The 15578-nt window shown below is 61.5% G+C and carries 16 protein-coding genes; 10 read left to right on the forward strand and 6 right to left on the reverse strand.

Features of this window, described 5'->3' with window-relative positions; translation table 11 throughout:
• Window positions 1-16: 16 nt before the first annotated feature.
• Window positions 17-1021: an LLM class flavin-dependent oxidoreductase gene (locus tag OZ911_RS00415; RefSeq protein ID WP_016484241.1), complete on the reverse strand. Its 1005-nt coding sequence runs from the start codon at window positions 1019-1021 to the stop codon at window positions 17-19.
• A gap of 154 nt (window positions 1022-1175) precedes the next feature.
• On the opposite strand from OZ911_RS00415, the gene OZ911_RS00420 reads away from it, so the two are divergent.
• Both OZ911_RS00420 and OZ911_RS00425 read left to right on the forward strand, forming a co-directional pair.
• Window positions 1176-1601, forward strand: a complete 426-nt coding sequence (locus tag OZ911_RS00420) for an OsmC family protein (protein ID WP_016484242.1) — start codon at window positions 1176-1178, stop codon at window positions 1599-1601.
• A 73-nt stretch (window positions 1602-1674) separates the two neighbouring features.
• Window positions 1675-1908 carry a DUF1161 domain-containing protein gene (locus OZ911_RS00425; RefSeq protein ID WP_023047109.1) on the forward strand — a complete coding sequence of 78 codons (234 nt, stop codon included), beginning with the start codon at window positions 1675-1677 and terminating at the stop codon, window positions 1906-1908.
• Between the two features lie 34 nt (window positions 1909-1942).
• On the opposite strand, the gene OZ911_RS00430 is transcribed toward OZ911_RS00425, so the two are convergent.
• Both OZ911_RS00430 and OZ911_RS00435 read right to left on the reverse strand, forming a co-directional pair.
• On the reverse strand, window positions 1943-2356 hold the full coding sequence (locus OZ911_RS00430) for a PA0061/PA0062 family lipoprotein (RefSeq protein ID WP_016484244.1): 414 nt from the start codon (window positions 2354-2356) through the stop codon (window positions 1943-1945).
• Between the two features lie 55 nt (window positions 2357-2411).
• Window positions 2412-2825, reverse strand: coding sequence for a PA0061/PA0062 family lipoprotein (locus tag OZ911_RS00435; protein ID WP_016484245.1), 414 nt, complete (start codon window positions 2823-2825; stop codon window positions 2412-2414).
• 84 nt (window positions 2826-2909) lie between these two features.
• On the opposite strand from OZ911_RS00435, the gene OZ911_RS00440 reads away from it, so the two are divergent.
• On the forward strand, window positions 2910-3983 hold the full coding sequence (locus OZ911_RS00440) for an aminopeptidase (RefSeq protein WP_268968541.1): 1074 nt from the start codon (window positions 2910-2912) through the stop codon (window positions 3981-3983).
• A 34-nt stretch (window positions 3984-4017) separates the two neighbouring features.
• Here the strand turns inward: OZ911_RS00440 and OZ911_RS00445 are convergent, their stop codons facing one another.
• Entirely contained in the window at window positions 4018-4668 is a 651-nt protein-coding gene (locus OZ911_RS00445; protein ID WP_016484247.1) for an HAD family hydrolase, read from the reverse strand.
• A gap of 20 nt (window positions 4669-4688) precedes the next feature.
• Window positions 4689-5237, reverse strand: a complete 549-nt coding sequence (locus tag OZ911_RS00450; RefSeq protein ID WP_016497395.1) for a gamma carbonic anhydrase family protein — start codon at window positions 5235-5237, stop codon at window positions 4689-4691.
• A 66-nt stretch (window positions 5238-5303) separates the two neighbouring features.
• Here OZ911_RS00450 and prlC point away from each other — a divergent pair, with 66 nt between their 5' ends.
• From prlC to OZ911_RS00475, 5 genes are all read left to right on the forward strand, one after another.
• Window positions 5304-7391 carry an oligopeptidase A gene (prlC, locus tag OZ911_RS00455; protein ID WP_060519840.1) on the forward strand — a complete coding sequence of 696 codons (2088 nt, stop codon included), beginning with the start codon at window positions 5304-5306 and terminating at the stop codon, window positions 7389-7391.
• Window positions 7388-7669 carry a YheV family putative zinc ribbon protein gene (locus OZ911_RS00460; RefSeq protein ID WP_016484250.1) on the forward strand — a complete coding sequence of 94 codons (282 nt, stop codon included), beginning with the start codon at window positions 7388-7390 and terminating at the stop codon, window positions 7667-7669. Before prlC ends, OZ911_RS00460 begins: the two co-directional genes overlap by 4 nt.
• 80 nt (window positions 7670-7749) lie before the next feature.
• Window positions 7750-8808 carry a PA0069 family radical SAM protein gene (locus OZ911_RS00465; RefSeq protein WP_016484251.1) on the forward strand — a complete coding sequence of 353 codons (1059 nt, stop codon included), beginning with the start codon at window positions 7750-7752 and terminating at the stop codon, window positions 8806-8808.
• Window positions 8809-9230: 422 nt separating this feature from the next.
• Window positions 9231-9950 (forward strand): carbonic anhydrase, encoded by a 720-nt coding sequence (locus OZ911_RS00470; RefSeq protein ID WP_016484252.1) that lies wholly within the window; start codon window positions 9231-9233, stop codon window positions 9948-9950.
• Window positions 9951-10141: 191 nt separating this feature from the next.
• Window positions 10142-11674 carry a SulP family inorganic anion transporter gene (locus OZ911_RS00475; RefSeq protein ID WP_023047108.1) on the forward strand — a complete coding sequence of 511 codons (1533 nt, stop codon included), beginning with the start codon at window positions 10142-10144 and terminating at the stop codon, window positions 11672-11674.
• Between the two features lie 126 nt (window positions 11675-11800).
• On the opposite strand, the gene OZ911_RS00480 is transcribed toward OZ911_RS00475, so the two are convergent.
• Window positions 11801-12442, reverse strand: a complete 642-nt coding sequence (locus OZ911_RS00480) for a hypothetical protein (protein ID WP_016484254.1) — start codon at window positions 12440-12442, stop codon at window positions 11801-11803.
• Window positions 12443-12811: 369 nt separating this feature from the next.
• Here OZ911_RS00480 and coxB point away from each other — a divergent pair, with 369 nt between their 5' ends.
• Window positions 12812-13939 (forward strand): cytochrome c oxidase subunit II, encoded by a 1128-nt coding sequence (gene coxB, locus OZ911_RS00485; RefSeq protein ID WP_023047107.1) that lies wholly within the window; start codon window positions 12812-12814, stop codon window positions 13937-13939.
• 43 nt (window positions 13940-13982) lie between these two features.
• Window positions 13983-15572: a cytochrome c oxidase subunit I gene (ctaD, locus tag OZ911_RS00490; RefSeq protein WP_016484256.1), complete on the forward strand. Its 1590-nt coding sequence runs from the start codon at window positions 13983-13985 to the stop codon at window positions 15570-15572.
• The last annotated feature ends 6 nt before the right edge of the window (window positions 15573-15578 follow it).

Below are 15578 nucleotides of genomic sequence, written 5' to 3' on the forward strand. Positions count from 1 at the left end.
GAGCCCGCGAAGAAGGTCAGGCGGTCTTGAGGGCCTGCGCCAACAGCTCATAGGACCGGATCCGGTCCGCATGCTCATACAGGTCACAGGTAAAGATCAGCTCGTCCGCCCCGGTCTGCTCCAGCAGCACCTCCACCTTGGCCCTTACCTTCTGCGGGCTGCCGATCATCGCCAGGCCGAGGAAACTGCCAACCGTATCCCGCTCATGGGGCAACCACAGCCCATCCATGCTTTCTACCGGCGGCTTCTGCATCAGGCTCTGGCCGCGAATCAGCGCCAGGATGCGCTGGTACACCGAGGTGGCCAGGTATTCGGCCCTTTCGTCGGTTTCTGCCACCACCATGGGGATGCCCAGCATCACATACGGCTTGTCCAGTGTGGTCGATGGCTTGAAATGATTGCGGTACACGCGAATGGCCTCGTGCATGTAGCGCGGCGCAAAGTGCGAAGCGAAGGCATAGGGCATGCCGCGCATGCCTGCCAGCTGGGCGCTGAACAGGCTGGAACCCAGCAGCCACATTGGCACGTCAGTGTCGTGCCCCGGCACGGCGATCACTTTTTGATCGTCGGTACGTGGGCCGAGGTAGCGCGACAGCTCCTCGACATCGTCCGGGAAGTCGTCCGGGCCGCCAGCACGGTCGCGGCGCAAAGCATAAGCCGTCATCTGGTCTGAACCCGGCGCACGGCCCAGGCCCAGGTCGATACGCCCCGGGTACAAGCTGGCCAGGGTGCCGAATTGCTCGGCGATCACCAGCGGTGCGTGGTTGGGCAGCATCACCCCGCCCGAGCCCACGCGAATGGTCGAAGTACCCCCGGCCAGGTAGCCGATCAGCACCGAAGTCGCTGAACTGGCGATGCCGTCCATGTTGTGGTGCTCGGCCACCCAGAAGCGGTTGTAGCCAAAACGCTCGACGTGTTGCGCCAGGTCCAGCGAGTTGCGCAGCGATTGCGCCGGGCCTGCATCGGCGCGCACGGGCACCAGGTCGAGGGTGGATATTTTCAGGTCACGCAGCTGCGTCATGGGAGCCTCCGTAAAGGTGGTTGGCCAGAGGCCTTTGTAACTCTGTATGGGCATATTCGGGGGATTCAATGTTTGCTGTGCGATTGGTCTGAACTTGCCGTAAGCCGCTGGCCTCTGAATCCATAACCACATAACCGAATGACCAGGAGGCAGTATGAAAAAGACAGCATCGGCGATCTGGCAAGGTGGCTTGAAAGATGGCAAGGGCCTGCTCTCTACCGAAAGCGGGGCGCTCAAGCAGAACCCGTATGGCTTCAACACCCGTTTCGAGGGTACACCTGGAACCAACCCGGAGGAGCTGATTGGCGCGGCGCATGCCGGCTGTTTCTCGATGGCGTTGTCGATGATGCTTGGGGAAGCAGGGCTGACAGCGGACCGGATCGACACCGCTGCCGAGGTGACACTCGACAAGCAGCCTGACGGTTTTGCCATTACGGCCGTGCATCTGGTGCTCAGGGCCAAGGTGCCTGGGGCCAGCGAGGCGCAGTTCCTGGACATTGCCAAAAAGGCCAAGGAAGGGTGCCCGGTGTCCAAGGTGCTGAACGCCAAAATCAGCCTGGATGCGGCGCTCGTGGGCTGAAGCGGCGCAACGGCAGCGGTTTGCTGTAGTCTAAACAGCGTCGGCAGCACGCTGCCTTTTCAGGAGCCGTTCCATGATTCGCGTAGCAATCGCCGTGTTGGCTTCCCTGGTCGCCGCATCCACGTTGGCGGCAGTCAAGCCGTGCGAGGAGCTCAAGGCTGAGATCGAGGCCAAGATCCAGGCTCAGGGTGTGCCGTCCTACACCCTGGAGATCGTGCCCAACAGTGAGGTCAAGGACCAGAACATGGTCGTCGGTACTTGCGATGGCGGCACGAAGAAGATCATTTACCAGAAGAATGATCAGTAGATTCGGGATTGTGGGGCTGCAAAGCAGCCCCGACTCACGGAATGCAGAACACGTTGCTAGGCTCGTTCACCAGTACCTTGCGGCTCGCGTCATACAGCAGCACCTGCGGTTCCATCACCGGCGCCCGCGCTTCCAGGCGGTAACGCTCGCCGGCCTTGAAGTCGTCAAAGCGCACGGTCAGGTAGCAGGTTCGGTCCCTGGGTTCAGACATGATGCCGCCTGAATAGATTTCGTAATCAAAGCGCACCACCAGTTCGTGCTTGCCCGGCGTTACCTGGAAGTAACGGCCGTCCTCCAGGCGCTTGCCATCGAGGCGGTCGGCCATGATCACCCGGCCAGGGGTCATGGTGTACAGATCGACCCAGGCCTGTTTGGGGTCGACGGGTGGCAAGGGGCTGGCGCAAGCCCCCAGTGCACTGAGGGCGATCAGCATCATGGGCTGGCGCATGGCAAAACTCCCACTTGCGATTTACACGTTACAAGCATAGCGCCGTTTGTACGGTTCAGGTGCGTTGGCAGCCTGCCGGTAAGCCTTGGCCGACCATTTTTTGCTGGTCGTCGTAGAGCTTGATCCAGGGACGGAAGCCGATACTGCCAGCGTGCAGCTGATAGCGCTGGCCGGCGCCGAAGTCCTTGAAGGTGAGTTTGACCTGGCAATCGCGCCACAACGGCTCGTCGACCGGGCCGATATTGCTGGGAGTGACCGGGAACTGATAGCGCACGGTCAGCTCGTGGCTGCCGGGCTGTACTTCGAAATAGCGGCTGTCGGCCCAGTCACGTTCATCGACCTGCACGGCGTCCAGCGAAGTGTTGTCGTAGGGGGTGAGGTCGATCCAGGCCTGGTTCGGGTCCGGGGCTGGCAACGTGGAACAGGCGGATATCAGCAACAGTGAACCGGCGACCAGCAATGCACGCATGGCGAAACTCCCCCTTGGCGAGATAGTCTTGGAGCGAATTGGCCTTGAGCGAGTCATACAGCCCGGATGCTTCGACTTTTTTTTATGCAGCGCTCAGGCCCTGGGGCACTCGACCGCGTTTTCACCCGTTTGGTTCCCCTGCTGGGGGCGATCCTGCTGAACGGTTGCAGCAGCGTCGCCTACTATGGGCAGCTGGCCGAGGGGCAGTTTCAGTTGCTGCGTGCGCGTCAGCCTGTTGCGCAGGTGGTGGCCGACCCGGCCACGTCACCGCAATTACGCTCGCGTCTTGCGCACGCTGAACAGGCGCGGGTTTTCGCCAGCGAGCAGTTGAAACTGCCGGATAACCGTAGCTATCGGGTGTATGCCGACATAGCCCGGCCTTATGTGGTGTGGAATGTGTTCGCCACGCCCGAACTGTCGCTGCAGCCGGTGACGCACTGTTTCCCGATTGCCGGGTGCGTGGCTTATCGCGGTTACTACCAGCAAGGTGCAGCACGCGGGGCGGCGGCGTTGATGCGCCAAGACGGCCTGGATGTGTATGTCGGTGGCGTGGAGGCTTATTCGACCCTGGGCTGGTTCGACGACCCGATCTTGTCATCGATGGTGGGTTGGGGTGATGAACGCCTGGCGACGTTAATTTTTCATGAGCTGGCCCACCAGCGCTTTTATGTGCAAGACGATACCGAGTTCAACGAATCGTTTGCCTCGTTCGTAGAGCAGGAAGGCACACGCCAATGGCGTGCGGCGCGAGGGCTGGCTGCCATTGGCGAAAACCAGGGGCGCCAGCGTGACCAGTTCATCCGCCTGGTGCTGGCCAGCCGCGAGCGGTTGCAGGCGATTTATGCCGGGCCGCTGGACGATGCACACAAGCGGCTGGCCAAGCAGGCCGAGTTTGAGCGTTTGAGGCGTGAGTACCGGCAGATGCGTGATGGCCAGTGGGGCGGCGACAAGCGCTATGACGCCTGGATGTATGGGCCGATGAGTAATGCCAAGTTGTTGCCGTTCGGGCTTTATGACCAGTGGGTGCCGGCGTTTGCGGCGGTGTTTCGTGAGGTGGGTGGGGACTGGCTTCGGTTTTACCAGCGGGTCGAGCAGTTGGGGCGGTTGCCGATTGAAGAAAGGAAAGCGGCGCTGCAGCGTCTGGTGGTTAGCCTGTGAGATTTTGGGGCCGCAACGCGGCCCCCTAGGGCACTCAAGCCTTGATGAATGCCTGATGCATCTCGGCCAAGGTCGCAAAGTGGTAGGCCGGCTCTTCTGCCATCAGTTCTTCCCGGCTACCAAACCCATACCCCACCGCCACCGCCTGTAAGCCATTGCTGCGCGCGCCAATCAGGTCATGTTTGCGGTCGCCGATCATCAGGGTCTGCGCCGGGTCCAGTCCTTCTTCATCCAGCAGATGGCGAATCAGCTCGACCTTGTTGGTACGCGTGCCGTCCAGTTCACTGCCGTAGATCACCTTGAAGTGTTGGTCGAAAGCGAAATGCCGGGCGATTTCGCGGGCGAATTCCCACGGTTTGGAAGTGGCGATATACAGCGTGCGGCCCTGCCCGTTAAGGGCTTCAAGCAACTCAGGCACACCTTGGAACACCAGGTTCTCGTAAAGGCCGGTGACGCGGAAACGCTCCCGGTAGAAGTTCACCGCGTCCCAAGCCTTTGCTTCGTCGAAGCTGTAGAACTGCATGAAGGCCTGCAGCAGGGGTGGGCCGATGAAGTGCTCGAGGCGGGTCAGGTCCGGCTCGTCGATGCCCAGCTTGGCCAGGGCATACTGGATCGAGCGGGTGATGCCCAGGCGTGGGTCGGTCAGGGTGCCGTCGAGGTCGAAGAGGATGTTTTGCTGTTGCATGTTCGTCTCGTTAGTCGGGTTTATTCCGGTTGGTCGTAGCCTTCGGCCAGGTGCTGGTCCTTGAGCTTCACGTAGTTGCCGGCGCTGTAGGAGAAGAACGCGCGCTCTTTGTCGTTCAGCAACCTGGCCTGTTTCACCGGGCTGCCCATGTACAGGTAACCACTGACCAGGCGTTTGCCCGGCGGTACCAGGCTGCCTGCACCGATGATCACTTCGTCTTCAACGATGGCGCCATCCATGATGGTGCTGCCCATGCCGACCAGGATGCGGTTGCCCAGGGTGCAGCCATGCAGCATCACCTTATGGCCAATGGTCACTTCGTCACCGATGATCAGCGGGAAGCCGTCCGGGTTGAACGGGCCGGCGTGGGTGATGTGCAGCACGCTGGCGTCCTGCACGCTGGTGCGCGCACCGATGCGGATGCGGTGCATGTCGCCGCGCACCACGGTCATGGGCCAGATCGAGCTGTCTTCACCAATCTCCACGTCGCCCAGCACCACCGCCGAACGGTCGACGAAGGCACGGAGTCCCACTTTCGGAGTGTGTTGCTGGAAGCTTCGGATGGCCATGATAGCGTCTCTCATCTGTGCCGATAGGCAGGCTGCCTGCTGCGGTCGGCGTCGATTGTAATTAAGATGGGGCAGTGTTTCTTCTGCCAAGGTATCCAAACCGTGACTGCGAACAACCCGCTTTTGCAATCCCACGATCTGCCGCCCTTCTCGCAAATCCGTGCCGAACACGTGTTGCCGGCGATCGAAGCGATCCTGGCCGACAACCGTAAAGCCATTGCCGAGATCCTCGAAAAGCAGGGCAAGGCCCCTACCTGGGCTGGCCTGGTGCTGGCGATAGACGAACTGAACGACCGCCTGGGCGCTGCCTGGAGCCCGGTCAGCCACCTCAACGCAGTGTGCAATAGCGCAGAGCTGCGCGAGGCTTACGAGTCGTGCCTGCCAGCGCTGAGCGCCTACTCTACCGAACTGGGCCAGAACCGTGCGCTGTTCGACGCCTACCAGGCGTTGATCAACAGCCCTGAAGCCGCCGGTTTCGACGTGGCGCAAAAAACTATCCTCGAGCATGCGCTGCGTGACTTCCGCCTGTCGGGTATCGACCTGCCGGCGGACAAGCAGCAGCGCTATGCCGAAGTGCAAAGCAAGCTCAGCGAGCTGGGCAGCCGCTTCTCCAACCAGCTGCTCGACGCTACCCAGGCCTGGACCAAGCACGTTACCGACGAAGCCGCGCTGGCCGGCCTGACCGACTCGGCCAAGGCGCAGATGGCCGCTGCGGCCCAGGCCAAGGGCCTTGAAGGCTGGCTGATTACCCTGGAATTCCCCAGCTACTACGCCGTGATGACCTACGCCAGCGACCGCGCCCTGCGCGAAGAGGTGTACGCCGCCTACTGCACCCGCGCCTCGGACCAGGGCCCGAATGCCGGCCAGTTCGACAACGGCCCGGTCATGCAGCAAATCCTTGACCTGCGCCAGGAGCTGGCCGAACTGCTGGGCTACAAGAACTACGCCGAGCTGAGCCTGGCCACCAAAATGGCTGAGTCCAGCGACCAGGTGCTGAGCTTCCTGCGTGACCTGGCCAAGCGTTCCAAGCCTTTTGCAGCCCAGGACCTGGAGCAGCTCAAGGCCTACGCCGCTGAGCAAGGCTGCCCTGAACTGGCCAGCTGGGACGCCGGCTACTTTGGCGAGAAGCTGCGCGAGCAGCGCTACAGCGTGTCGCAGGAAGCCCTGCGTGCCTATTTCCCGATCGATAAGGTGCTGGGTGGCCTGTTCAGCATTGTGCAGCGCCTGTACGGCATCGAAATCGCCGAACTCAAGGGCTTCGACAGCTGGCACCCGGACGTACGCCTGTTCGAGATCAAGGAAAACGGCCAGCATGTCGGCCGCTTCTTCTTCGACCTTTACGCCCGCGCCAACAAGCGCGGCGGGGCCTGGATGGATGGCGCCCGCGACCGTCGTCGTACTGCCGGTGGCGAACTGCAGAGCCCGGTGGCCAACCTGGTGTGCAACTTCACTCCGGCCGCACCCGGCAAGCCGGCACTGCTGACCCATGATGAAGTCACCACCCTGTTCCACGAATTCGGCCACGGCCTGCACCACCTGCTGACCCGCATCGAGCATGCCGGTGTTTCGGGTATCAACGGCGTGGCCTGGGACGCGGTCGAGCTGCCGAGCCAGTTCATGGAAAACTGGTGCTGGGAGCCAGAAGGCCTGGCACTGATCTCCGGCCATTACGAAACCGGCGCGGCCTTGCCTCAGGACCTGCTGGACAAAATGCTGGCGGCGAAGAACTTCCAGTCGGGCATGATGATGGTGCGCCAGCTTGAATTCTCGCTGTTCGACTTCGAGCTACACGCCAGCCATGGCGACGGCCGCAGCGTGCTGCAGGTGCTCGAAGGCGTGCGCGACGAGGTGTCGGTCATGCGCCCACCGGCGTACAACCGCTTCCCCAATAGCTTCGCGCACATCTTTGCTGGCGGTTATGCGGCGGGCTACTACAGCTACAAGTGGGCTGAAGTGCTGTCGGCTGACGCCTTCTCGCGCTTCGAGGAAGAAGGTGTGCTGAATGCCGAGACCGGCCGCGCCTTCCGCGAGGCTATCCTGGCCCGTGGCGGTTCGCGCGAGCCGATGGTGCTGTTTGTCGACTTCCGTGGCCGTGAGCCTTCCATTGATGCGCTGCTGCGGCACAGCGGCCTTACCGAAGGCGCTGCGGCGTGAGCGAGGTAGCTGTGAACAAGACCAAGAAGCGCTTCATTGCCGGGGCGGTATGCCCCGCATGCAGCGAGCCTGACAAGCTGATGATGTGGAGCGAAGACGACGTACCGCACCGCGAGTGCGTCGCCTGCGGGTTCACCGACACCCTCAACGAGCAGGGCTTGTCGGTGCCCAAGGAGCTCGGTACCCGGGTTAACCACCTGGCACCCAAGGCGGCGCCGGCCAAAGTACAGACGGTGCAGTTCTTCCCTAATCCGAAGCTGAAGAAACCGACAGAGTAAGCACTGGCTGTCGGATCAGAGGCGCTGGTGGATTCATGGTAGTCGCGATACTGTATGTAAATACAGTATAGGGGTTAGCCATGAATCCTCCAGCACCATTAAAGGGCCGTGGCACGGCGCACAATCCGCATAACCGCTTTGCCCCCAACCATTCGGTGGTCGAGGACGACGGCTGGTATCAGGAAGTGCCGCAGACCCAAGGCACCGAAGTGCGCAGCGAGACAGCGAAATCGGTCATCACCCGCAATACATCGCCCGACCTGCCCTTTGACCGCTCCATCAACCCTTACCGCGGCTGCGAGCATGGCTGCATCTACTGCTATGCCCGGCCTTCCCATGCCTATTGGGACCTCTCCCCCGGCCTGGACTTCGAAACCAAGCTGATCGCCAAGACCAATGCCGCCGAGATACTCGCGCAGCAGTTGAGCAAACCGGGCTACGTGTGCGCGCCGATCAACCTGGGCTCCAATACCGACCCGTACCAGCCGATCGAGCGGGACCAGTTGCTGACACGGCGCCTGCTCGAAGTGTTGCTGCGTTTTCGTCACCCGGTGACCATCGTGACCAAGGGCTCGCTGGTGTTGCGTGACCTCGACCTGCTGGCCGAAATGGCCCGGCAACGACTGGCGCGAGTGATGATCAGCCTGACGACGCTGGACGACGACCTCAAGCGGGTACTGGAACCGCGGGCGGCGTCACCCAATGCCCGGTTGAGGGCCATCCGCGTGCTACGCGAGGCGGGTGTGCCAGTGGGGGTGCTGTGTTCGCCGATGATTCCGATGATCAACGACAGTGAGCTGGAGCGCTTGCTGGAGGCTGCCAAGGAAGCTGGCGCACAGAGCGCGGCCTACATGATGCTGCGCCTGCCACTGGAGGTGGCGCCGCTGTTCGAGCAGTGGCTGCAGGACCATTATCCGCAACGGGCGGCCCATGTGTTGAGCCTGATCCGCCAGAGCCGGGGCGGCGAGCTGTATGACAGCCGGTTTGGTGCGCGCATGCGCGGGGAAGGGGTATTTGCCGAGTTGTTGGCTCAGCGCTTTGCCAAAGCCATGAAGCGGCTGGATTTTGAAGGGCGCGAGGCGCAGACGCTGGATTGCTCTGCCTTCTGCCCGCCCGGTGGGCAGATGCCCCTATTTTGATCTTTGAACAGATCACGGTTTTTGTGGGAGCGGGCGTGCCCGCGAACACCGGCGCAGCCGGTGCCATATACCGAGTTGCCCTTTTCGCGGGCATGCCCGCTCCCACAGGTACCTTGGAGGTCTCAGGTTCCCAAATGGGGCCTATTGCCAGCCCTCAATACAACTAATCCGAGTTAATAATTGCGCTAATACATATTGGCAGTTGATGTTTTTTTGCTATTATCCAGCTCCCGCCTTTTACATCTGGAACACCCGTTCTAGAGCCTCCGAATTAAGTTTCAGTTAAGTTTTCCCCGCTAGCGTAGGCAATCAGTCCACACCGACTGTGATCTATGGCCCGTGCGTGTCATCTAAAACCCTGCATAGCCATAATCTTTCCCCGGTAAAATGGATTTACCACCACACCGTCAAGAGGATGAATCATGCCCGTCAAGGACCCATCCAAGGTCGTTCCGGATGTACCCGCCGAGGGCGCCGATGCCGCCCTGAAGCACATCGTCGACGGCTTCCTGCGCTTTCACCATGACGTCTTCCCCGAGCAGCAAGAGCTGTTCAAGAAGCTCGCCACTGCGCAAACGCCGCGTGCCATGTTCATCACCTGCGCCGACTCGCGCATCGTCCCCGAGTTGATCACCCAGAGCTCGCCCGGCGACCTGTTCGTAACCCGTAACGTGGGTAACGTGGTACCGCCCTACGGCCAGATGAACGGCGGCGTTTCCAGCGCCATCGAATACGCCGTGCTTGCGCTGAAAGTGCACCACATCATCGTCTGTGGCCACTCCGACTGTGGCGCCATGCGTGCGGTACTCAACCCGCAATCGCTGACCAAGATGCCGACTGTTTCTGCCTGGCTGCGCCATGCCGAAGTGGCACGTACCGTGGTCGAGAACAACTGCTCGTGCGGTACCGAACACGAAACCATGCAGGTGCTGACCAAGGAAAACGTGATCGCCCAGTTGCATCACCTGCGCACCCACCCTTCGGTTGCCTCGCGCCTTGCAGCCGGTGAGCTGTTCATTCATGGCTGGGTTTACGACATCGAAACCAGCAAGATCGAAGCCTACGACGCCATCAGCGACAGCTTCCTGCCCCTGGCTGCTGGCGAGCCGGTCCCCTGCGCTACTCCGAGAGGCCGCTACTAAGCGACCCATCCACCGCTAGAACCTTGATAGCCGGCTGCACCCTGCTGGGGTGTGGCGCGGCCTTCGGCTGCCTTGAATTCCCTGACTGCCCTGCCGGCAAGCCCGCTGGCGGCCCGCGCTTGCGCGCTAGTCAGGGGCAAACGTGCCCACGGTCAGAGGAATGACCGTGTGACAAAGAAAGGAGAAACACGGTGAACATTACACAGTTGAAAGCGGCCCTGCCGCGTGAGTTGCTGGCGTCGGTGGTGGTCTTTCTGGTGGCCCTGCCATTGTGCATGGGTATCGCGATTGCATCGGGCATGCCGCCGGCCAAGGGCCTGATTACCGGCATTATCGGCGGGGTTGTGGTGGGTTTCCTCGCCGGTTCGCCATTGCAGGTCAGTGGCCCGGCCGCCGGCTTGGCGGTACTGGTGTTCGAGCTGGTGCGCCAGCATGGCGTTGCCATGCTCGGGCCGATCTTGTTGCTGGCGGGGCTGCTGCAGTTGCTGGCTGGGCGCCTGCGTCTGGGTTGCTGGTTTCGCGTCACTGCGCCAGCGGTGGTGTACGGCATGTTGGCGGGCATCGGCGTGCTGATCGTGTTGTCGCAGATACATGTGATGTTCGATACAGCGCCGCAGCCTTCGGGGCTGCAGAACCTGCTGGAATTCCCGTCCACCGTGGCCGCAGCCCTGCCACAGGAACGCTCAGGCTCCGGCTGGATGGCGGGTGCGCTCGGCCTGGGTACCATCGCTATCATGTGGGGCTGGGAGCGCCTGCGGCCCCAGCGGCTGCGCTTCGTCCCTGGGGCCCTGTTGGGTGTTGCAGCCATGACCGTCATCAGTATGTGGCTGGCCTTGCCGGTAAACCGGGTGCAGGTGCCGGCAGACCTGTCCGAGGCCGTCGACTGGATCCGCCCGGGTGACCTGATGCAACTGGCCGACCCTACCCTGCTGGTTGCCGCCTTTGCCCTGGCCTTCATCGCCAGCGCCGAAACCTTGCTGTCGGCTGCGGCGGTGGACCGGATGCACAGCGGCCAGCGTTCGGACTTCGACCGTGAGCTGTCGGCCCAAGGTATCGGCAACATGCTCTGTGGCGTGCTCGGAGCGCTGCCGATGACGGGCGTGATCGTGCGCAGTTCGGCCAATGTGCAGGCGGGCGCGCAGACACGGGCATCGGCAATCTTCCACGGGCTGTGGCTGTTGGCCTTCGTGGTGGTGTTGAGCAGCGTACTGCAGCAGATTCCGGTGGCGAGCCTGGCGGGTGTGCTGGTGTTTACCGGGGTGAAGTTGGTTGATTTCAAGGCGTTTCGTGGCCTGGGCCGTTATGGCCGCATGCCGATGTTCACCTATGCGGCGACAGCCCTGGCGATCATCTTCACCGACCTGCTGACCGGCGTGCTGCTGGGCTTTGCCCTGACCCTGCTGAAGCTGGCGTTCAAGGCGGCGCGGCTGAAGATCAACCTGGTGAGCCTGGAGAAGGCCGGGCACATGGAACTGCGCCTCAGTGGCGCGGCGACGTTCCTCAAGGTGCCGGCGCTGACCCAGGTGCTGGATACGGTACCGGCGGGCACTACGCTGCATGTGCCGTTGGGTAACCTGAGCTATATCGATCACTCGTGCCTTGAGTTGCTGGAGGACTGGAGCCGCAGCAATTCGGCCAATGGGTCACGGTTGCTGATAGAGCAGCGGCGCCTGAAGCGGCGGATCGAGGGGCGGTTGCGGACTACGGCGGGGGTTGGGGCCTGAAAACTTCTATCGCCTGAACTGGCCTCTTCGCGGGTGAACCCGCTGCCACAGGGACCGCGCAGACACTCAATGCTGTGCAGTACCTGTGGCAGCGGGCGAGCCCGCGAAGAGGCCGTTACTGGAATATCAGGCTGGTTGACCCAGCTCCACACCCAGCTGGCGCGACAGGCAAGGCCAGCGCTTCCACGCCTCGCCGGTTGCCGGGCTGCTCAGCTTCTCGCGGTACGCCTCCACCGACTCCACCGCAAAGCTTTCGTCATTGAGCATTTCGTCAACCGAGTGGTGCACCACTTCATCCAGCTGGTTGGCAAAGCTTTCGCCAATCAACTGGTGGGCAATCAGGTTGGCGACAGTGGTGTCGACCGGGATCAATGGCTGCTGGAAGTGGCGGATGTACAAGTCATTCACCTCTTCCACCAGGCGGTGCGCCAGGTAGGCCTCATCCAGCAAGCAGTCCAGGCCGACATGCCCTTGCATCACGCTGGGCGGCTGCAGGAAGTAGGCTTCGGCAATTTTCAGTACGGGTTTGATCTGCGATTCGATCCCGGCTTCGCGGGCGACCGCGTGGGCGGCCTCCAGCAGTTCCGGAACCTGATCGATGTAGGCGCTGACGAAGCGCGCCAAAGTACCCTGGGCGTCCTGCTCAGGCAGTTGGATCGAGGGATGCAGGTGGGGCAGTTGCAGCTCGAGACGCTCTTTCAATTGGCCGGTCTGGCCTTCATGTTGATGGGCTTGGCTTACCTGCTCGCGTACAGCAGCGATGTTCATGACAACTCCAGGGACATTACGTTTCAAACGGAAGACACTAAATTAGCTCGGTATACAGAATACCTAAGACGTATTTGTTATAAGTCGCGCAAACGTGTGCGCTATCAGGCATATAGCCGTGCCATTATTACGCCATTCCCCATCAAGCACGCGGCTTTCAGGCCATTCAGCCATTTCGTGAAGTTCATTTCACACGCTTCATTGCGTGCCATTGGTCGCTGTCTATACTCCCGTTGAACGTGATTCGTTGATGAGGCCCGACTGCTTTTAGCAGGGGCTCGGTCGTCGAAGCCAGGCAGTCTTGACCGCCGTTCCCTCTTGCCGCAGGCCACGCCTCCGGGACAACAAGAATTAGAAGGGGAACCCGCAATGATGCGACATCCACATGTCTGGATGGGCCTCCTGTTGTGGTCGGTTTTTGGTCAGGCCAATGCCGCCTGGACCGTGAACATGCACCCGGGGGCGACGGAAGTTTCCAACGCCGTCTTCGACCTGCACATGACCATCTTCTGGATCTGCGTGATCATTGGCATCGTGGTGTTTGGCGCGATGTTCTGGTCGATGGTCGTCCACCGCCGCTCCACTGGCCAGCAGGCTGCGCATTTCCACGAGCACACTTGGGTGGAAATCCTCTGGACCGTGGTGCCCTTCCTGATTCTGGTGGTGATGGCCATTCCGGCCACCAAGACCCTGATCGACATCTACGACGCCAGCGAGTCGGACATCGACATCCAGGTCACCGGCTACCAGTGGAAGTGGCACTACAAATACCTGGGTCAGGACGTGGAGTTCTTCAGCAACCTCGCCACCCCTGCCGATCAGATTCACAACAAGGCCCCCAAGGACGAGCATTACCTGCTTGAAGTCGACCAGCCGCTGGTGCTGCCGGTGGGTGCCAAGGTGCGCTTCCTGGTGACCGCCGCGGATGTCATCCACTCCTGGTGGGTGCCGGCTTTTGCGGTCAAGCGTGACGCCATCCCCGGCTTCGTCAATGAAGCCTGGACCCGTATCGAGAAGCCCGGCATCTACCGTGGCCAGTGCACCGAGTTGTGCGGCAAGGACCACGGCTTCATGCCGGTGGTGGTCGAGGTCAAGTCCAAGGCCGACTACGACACCTGGCTGGGCGAGCGCAAGGCTGAAGCCGCCAAGCTCAAGGAGCTGACCAGCAAGGAATGGACCCTGGAAGAGCTGGTGGCGCGTGGCGACAAGGTCTACCACACCACCTGCGTGGCCTGTCACCAGCCCGAAGGCCAGGGCCTGCCGCCGATGTTCCCGGCGCTCAAGGGCTCGAAGATTGCCACCGGGCCGAAGGAAGGCCACCTGAGCATTGTCTTCCACGGCAAGCCCGGCACGGCCATGGCCGCCTTTGGCAAGCAACTGTCGGAAGTCGACATCGCTGCTGTGGTCACCTACGAGCGCAATGCCTGGGGTAACAACAAAGGCGACATGGTCACGCCGAAGGACGTGCTGGCGCTGAAGCAGGCAGAAGCCAAGTGAACCGGGTTACTCGCGGCAACCAATGGGTTGCAGGAGACAGGACATGAGTGCAGTGATCGACGACCAAGCCCACGGCCATGACCATGCGCACGGCCCGGCCAAGGGCCTGATGCGCTGGGTGCTGACCACCAACCATAAAGACATCGGCACGATGTACCTGTGGTTCAGCTTCATCATGTTCCTGCTGGGTGGCTCGTTCGCCATGGTCATCCGGGCCGAACTGTTCCAGCCAGGCTTGCAGATCGTGGAGCCGGCGTTCTTCAACCAGATGACCACCATGCATGGCCTGATCATGGTGTTCGGTGCAGTGATGCCGGCTTTCGTCGGCCTGGCCAACTGGATGATCCCGTTGATGATCGGGGCGCCCGACATGGCCTTGCCGCGGATGAACAACTTCAGCTTCTGGCTGCTGCCGGCGGCGTTCCTGCTGCTGGTTTCGACCCTGTTCAGCCCGGGTGGCGGGCCGAACTTCGGCTGGACCTTCTACGCCCCGCTGTCCACCACCTATGCACCCGCCAGCGTCACCTTCTTCATTTTCGCCATCCACCTGATGGGCATCAGCTCGATCATGGGCGCGATCAACGTGATTGCCACCATCCTCAATCTGCGTGCGCCAGGCATGACCCTGATGAAGATGCCGCTGTTTGTCTGGACCTGGCTGATCACGGCCTTTCTGTTGATCGCGGTGATGCCGGTGCTGGCCGGCGTGGTGACCATGATGCTGATGGACATTCACTTCGGCACCAGTTTCTTCAGCGCGGCCGGTGGCGGTGACCCGGTGCTGTTCCAGCACGTGTTCTGGTTCTTCGGCCACCCCGAGGTGTACATCATGATCCTGCCGGCGTTCGGCGCGGTCAGCTCGATCATCCCGGCGTTCTCGCGCAAGCCGCTGTTCGGCTACACCTCGATGGTGTACGCCACCGGCGCAATTGCCTTTCTGTCGTTCATCGTCTGGGCCCACCACATGTTCGTGGTCGGCATCCCGGTAGTGGGCGAGCTGTTCTTCATGTACGCCACCATGCTGATTGCCGTGCCCACAGGGGTGAAGGTGTTCAACTGGGTCAGCACAATGTGGGAAGGCTCGCTCACCTTCGAGACGCCGATGCTGTTCGCCATCGCCTTCGTCATCCTGTTCACCATCGGCGGTTTCTCCGGGCTGATGCTGGCGATCGCCCCGGCGGACTTCCAGTACCACGACACCTACTTCGTGGTGGCGCACTTCCACTACGTGCTGGTACCCGGGGCGATTTTTGGCATCTTTGCCTCGGCTTACTACTGGCTACCGAAATGGACCGGCCACATGTACGACGAAACCCTCGGCAAGTTGCACTTCTGGCTGTCGTTCATCGGCATGAACATGGCCTTCTTCCCGATGCACTTCGTAGGGCTGGCCGGCATGCCGCGTCGCATCCCCGACTACAACCTGCAGTTCGCCGACTTCAATATGGTGTCGTCGATCGGTGCCTTCATGTTCGGCGCCACGCAAATCTTCTTCCTGTTCATTGTCATCAAGTGCATTCGCGGTGGCGCGCCGGCACCGGCCAAACCCTGGGATGGCGCCGAGGGCCTGGAGTGGTCGATCCCCTCCCCTGCGCCTTACCACACCTTCCAGACCCCACCGGAAGTGAAATAGGAAACC

The organism is Pseudomonas fortuita (assembly GCF_026898135.2).
GTDB lineage: Bacteria > Pseudomonadota > Gammaproteobacteria > Pseudomonadales > Pseudomonadaceae > Aquipseudomonas > Aquipseudomonas fortuita.

Excerpts from the sequence above, each read along its gene's own strand:
- OZ911_RS00420 (WP_016484242.1), top strand. The coding sequence starts at position 1,176 with ATGAAAAAGACAGCATCGGCGATCTGGCAAGGTGGCTTGAAAGATGGC.
- OZ911_RS00480 (WP_016484254.1), bottom strand. The coding sequence starts at position 12,442 with ATGAACATCGCTGCTGTACGCGAGCAGGTAAGCCAAGCCCATCAACAT.
- OZ911_RS00450 (WP_016497395.1), bottom strand. The coding sequence starts at position 5,237 with ATGGCCATCCGAAGCTTCCAGCAACACACTCCGAAAGTGGGACTCCGT.
- prlC (WP_060519840.1), top strand. The coding sequence starts at position 5,304 with ATGGGGCAGTGTTTCTTCTGCCAAGGTATCCAAACCGTGACTGCGAAC.
- coxB (WP_023047107.1), top strand. The coding sequence starts at position 12,812 with ATGATGCGACATCCACATGTCTGGATGGGCCTCCTGTTGTGGTCGGTT.
- ctaD (WP_016484256.1), top strand. The coding sequence starts at position 13,983 with ATGAGTGCAGTGATCGACGACCAAGCCCACGGCCATGACCATGCGCAC.
- OZ911_RS00470 (WP_016484252.1), top strand. The coding sequence starts at position 9,231 with ATGCCCGTCAAGGACCCATCCAAGGTCGTTCCGGATGTACCCGCCGAG.
- OZ911_RS00430 (WP_016484244.1), bottom strand. The coding sequence starts at position 2,356 with ATGCGCCAGCCCATGATGCTGATCGCCCTCAGTGCACTGGGGGCTTGC.
- OZ911_RS00465 (WP_016484251.1), top strand. The coding sequence starts at position 7,750 with ATGAATCCTCCAGCACCATTAAAGGGCCGTGGCACGGCGCACAATCCG.
- OZ911_RS00415 (WP_016484241.1), bottom strand. The coding sequence starts at position 1,021 with ATGACGCAGCTGCGTGACCTGAAAATATCCACCCTCGACCTGGTGCCC.
- OZ911_RS00435 (WP_016484245.1), bottom strand. The coding sequence starts at position 2,825 with ATGCGTGCATTGCTGGTCGCCGGTTCACTGTTGCTGATATCCGCCTGT.
- OZ911_RS00445 (WP_016484247.1), bottom strand. The coding sequence starts at position 4,668 with ATGCAACAGCAAAACATCCTCTTCGACCTCGACGGCACCCTGACCGAC.
- OZ911_RS00425 (WP_023047109.1), top strand. The coding sequence starts at position 1,675 with ATGATTCGCGTAGCAATCGCCGTGTTGGCTTCCCTGGTCGCCGCATCC.
- OZ911_RS00440 (WP_268968541.1), top strand. The coding sequence starts at position 2,910 with ATGCAGCGCTCAGGCCCTGGGGCACTCGACCGCGTTTTCACCCGTTTG.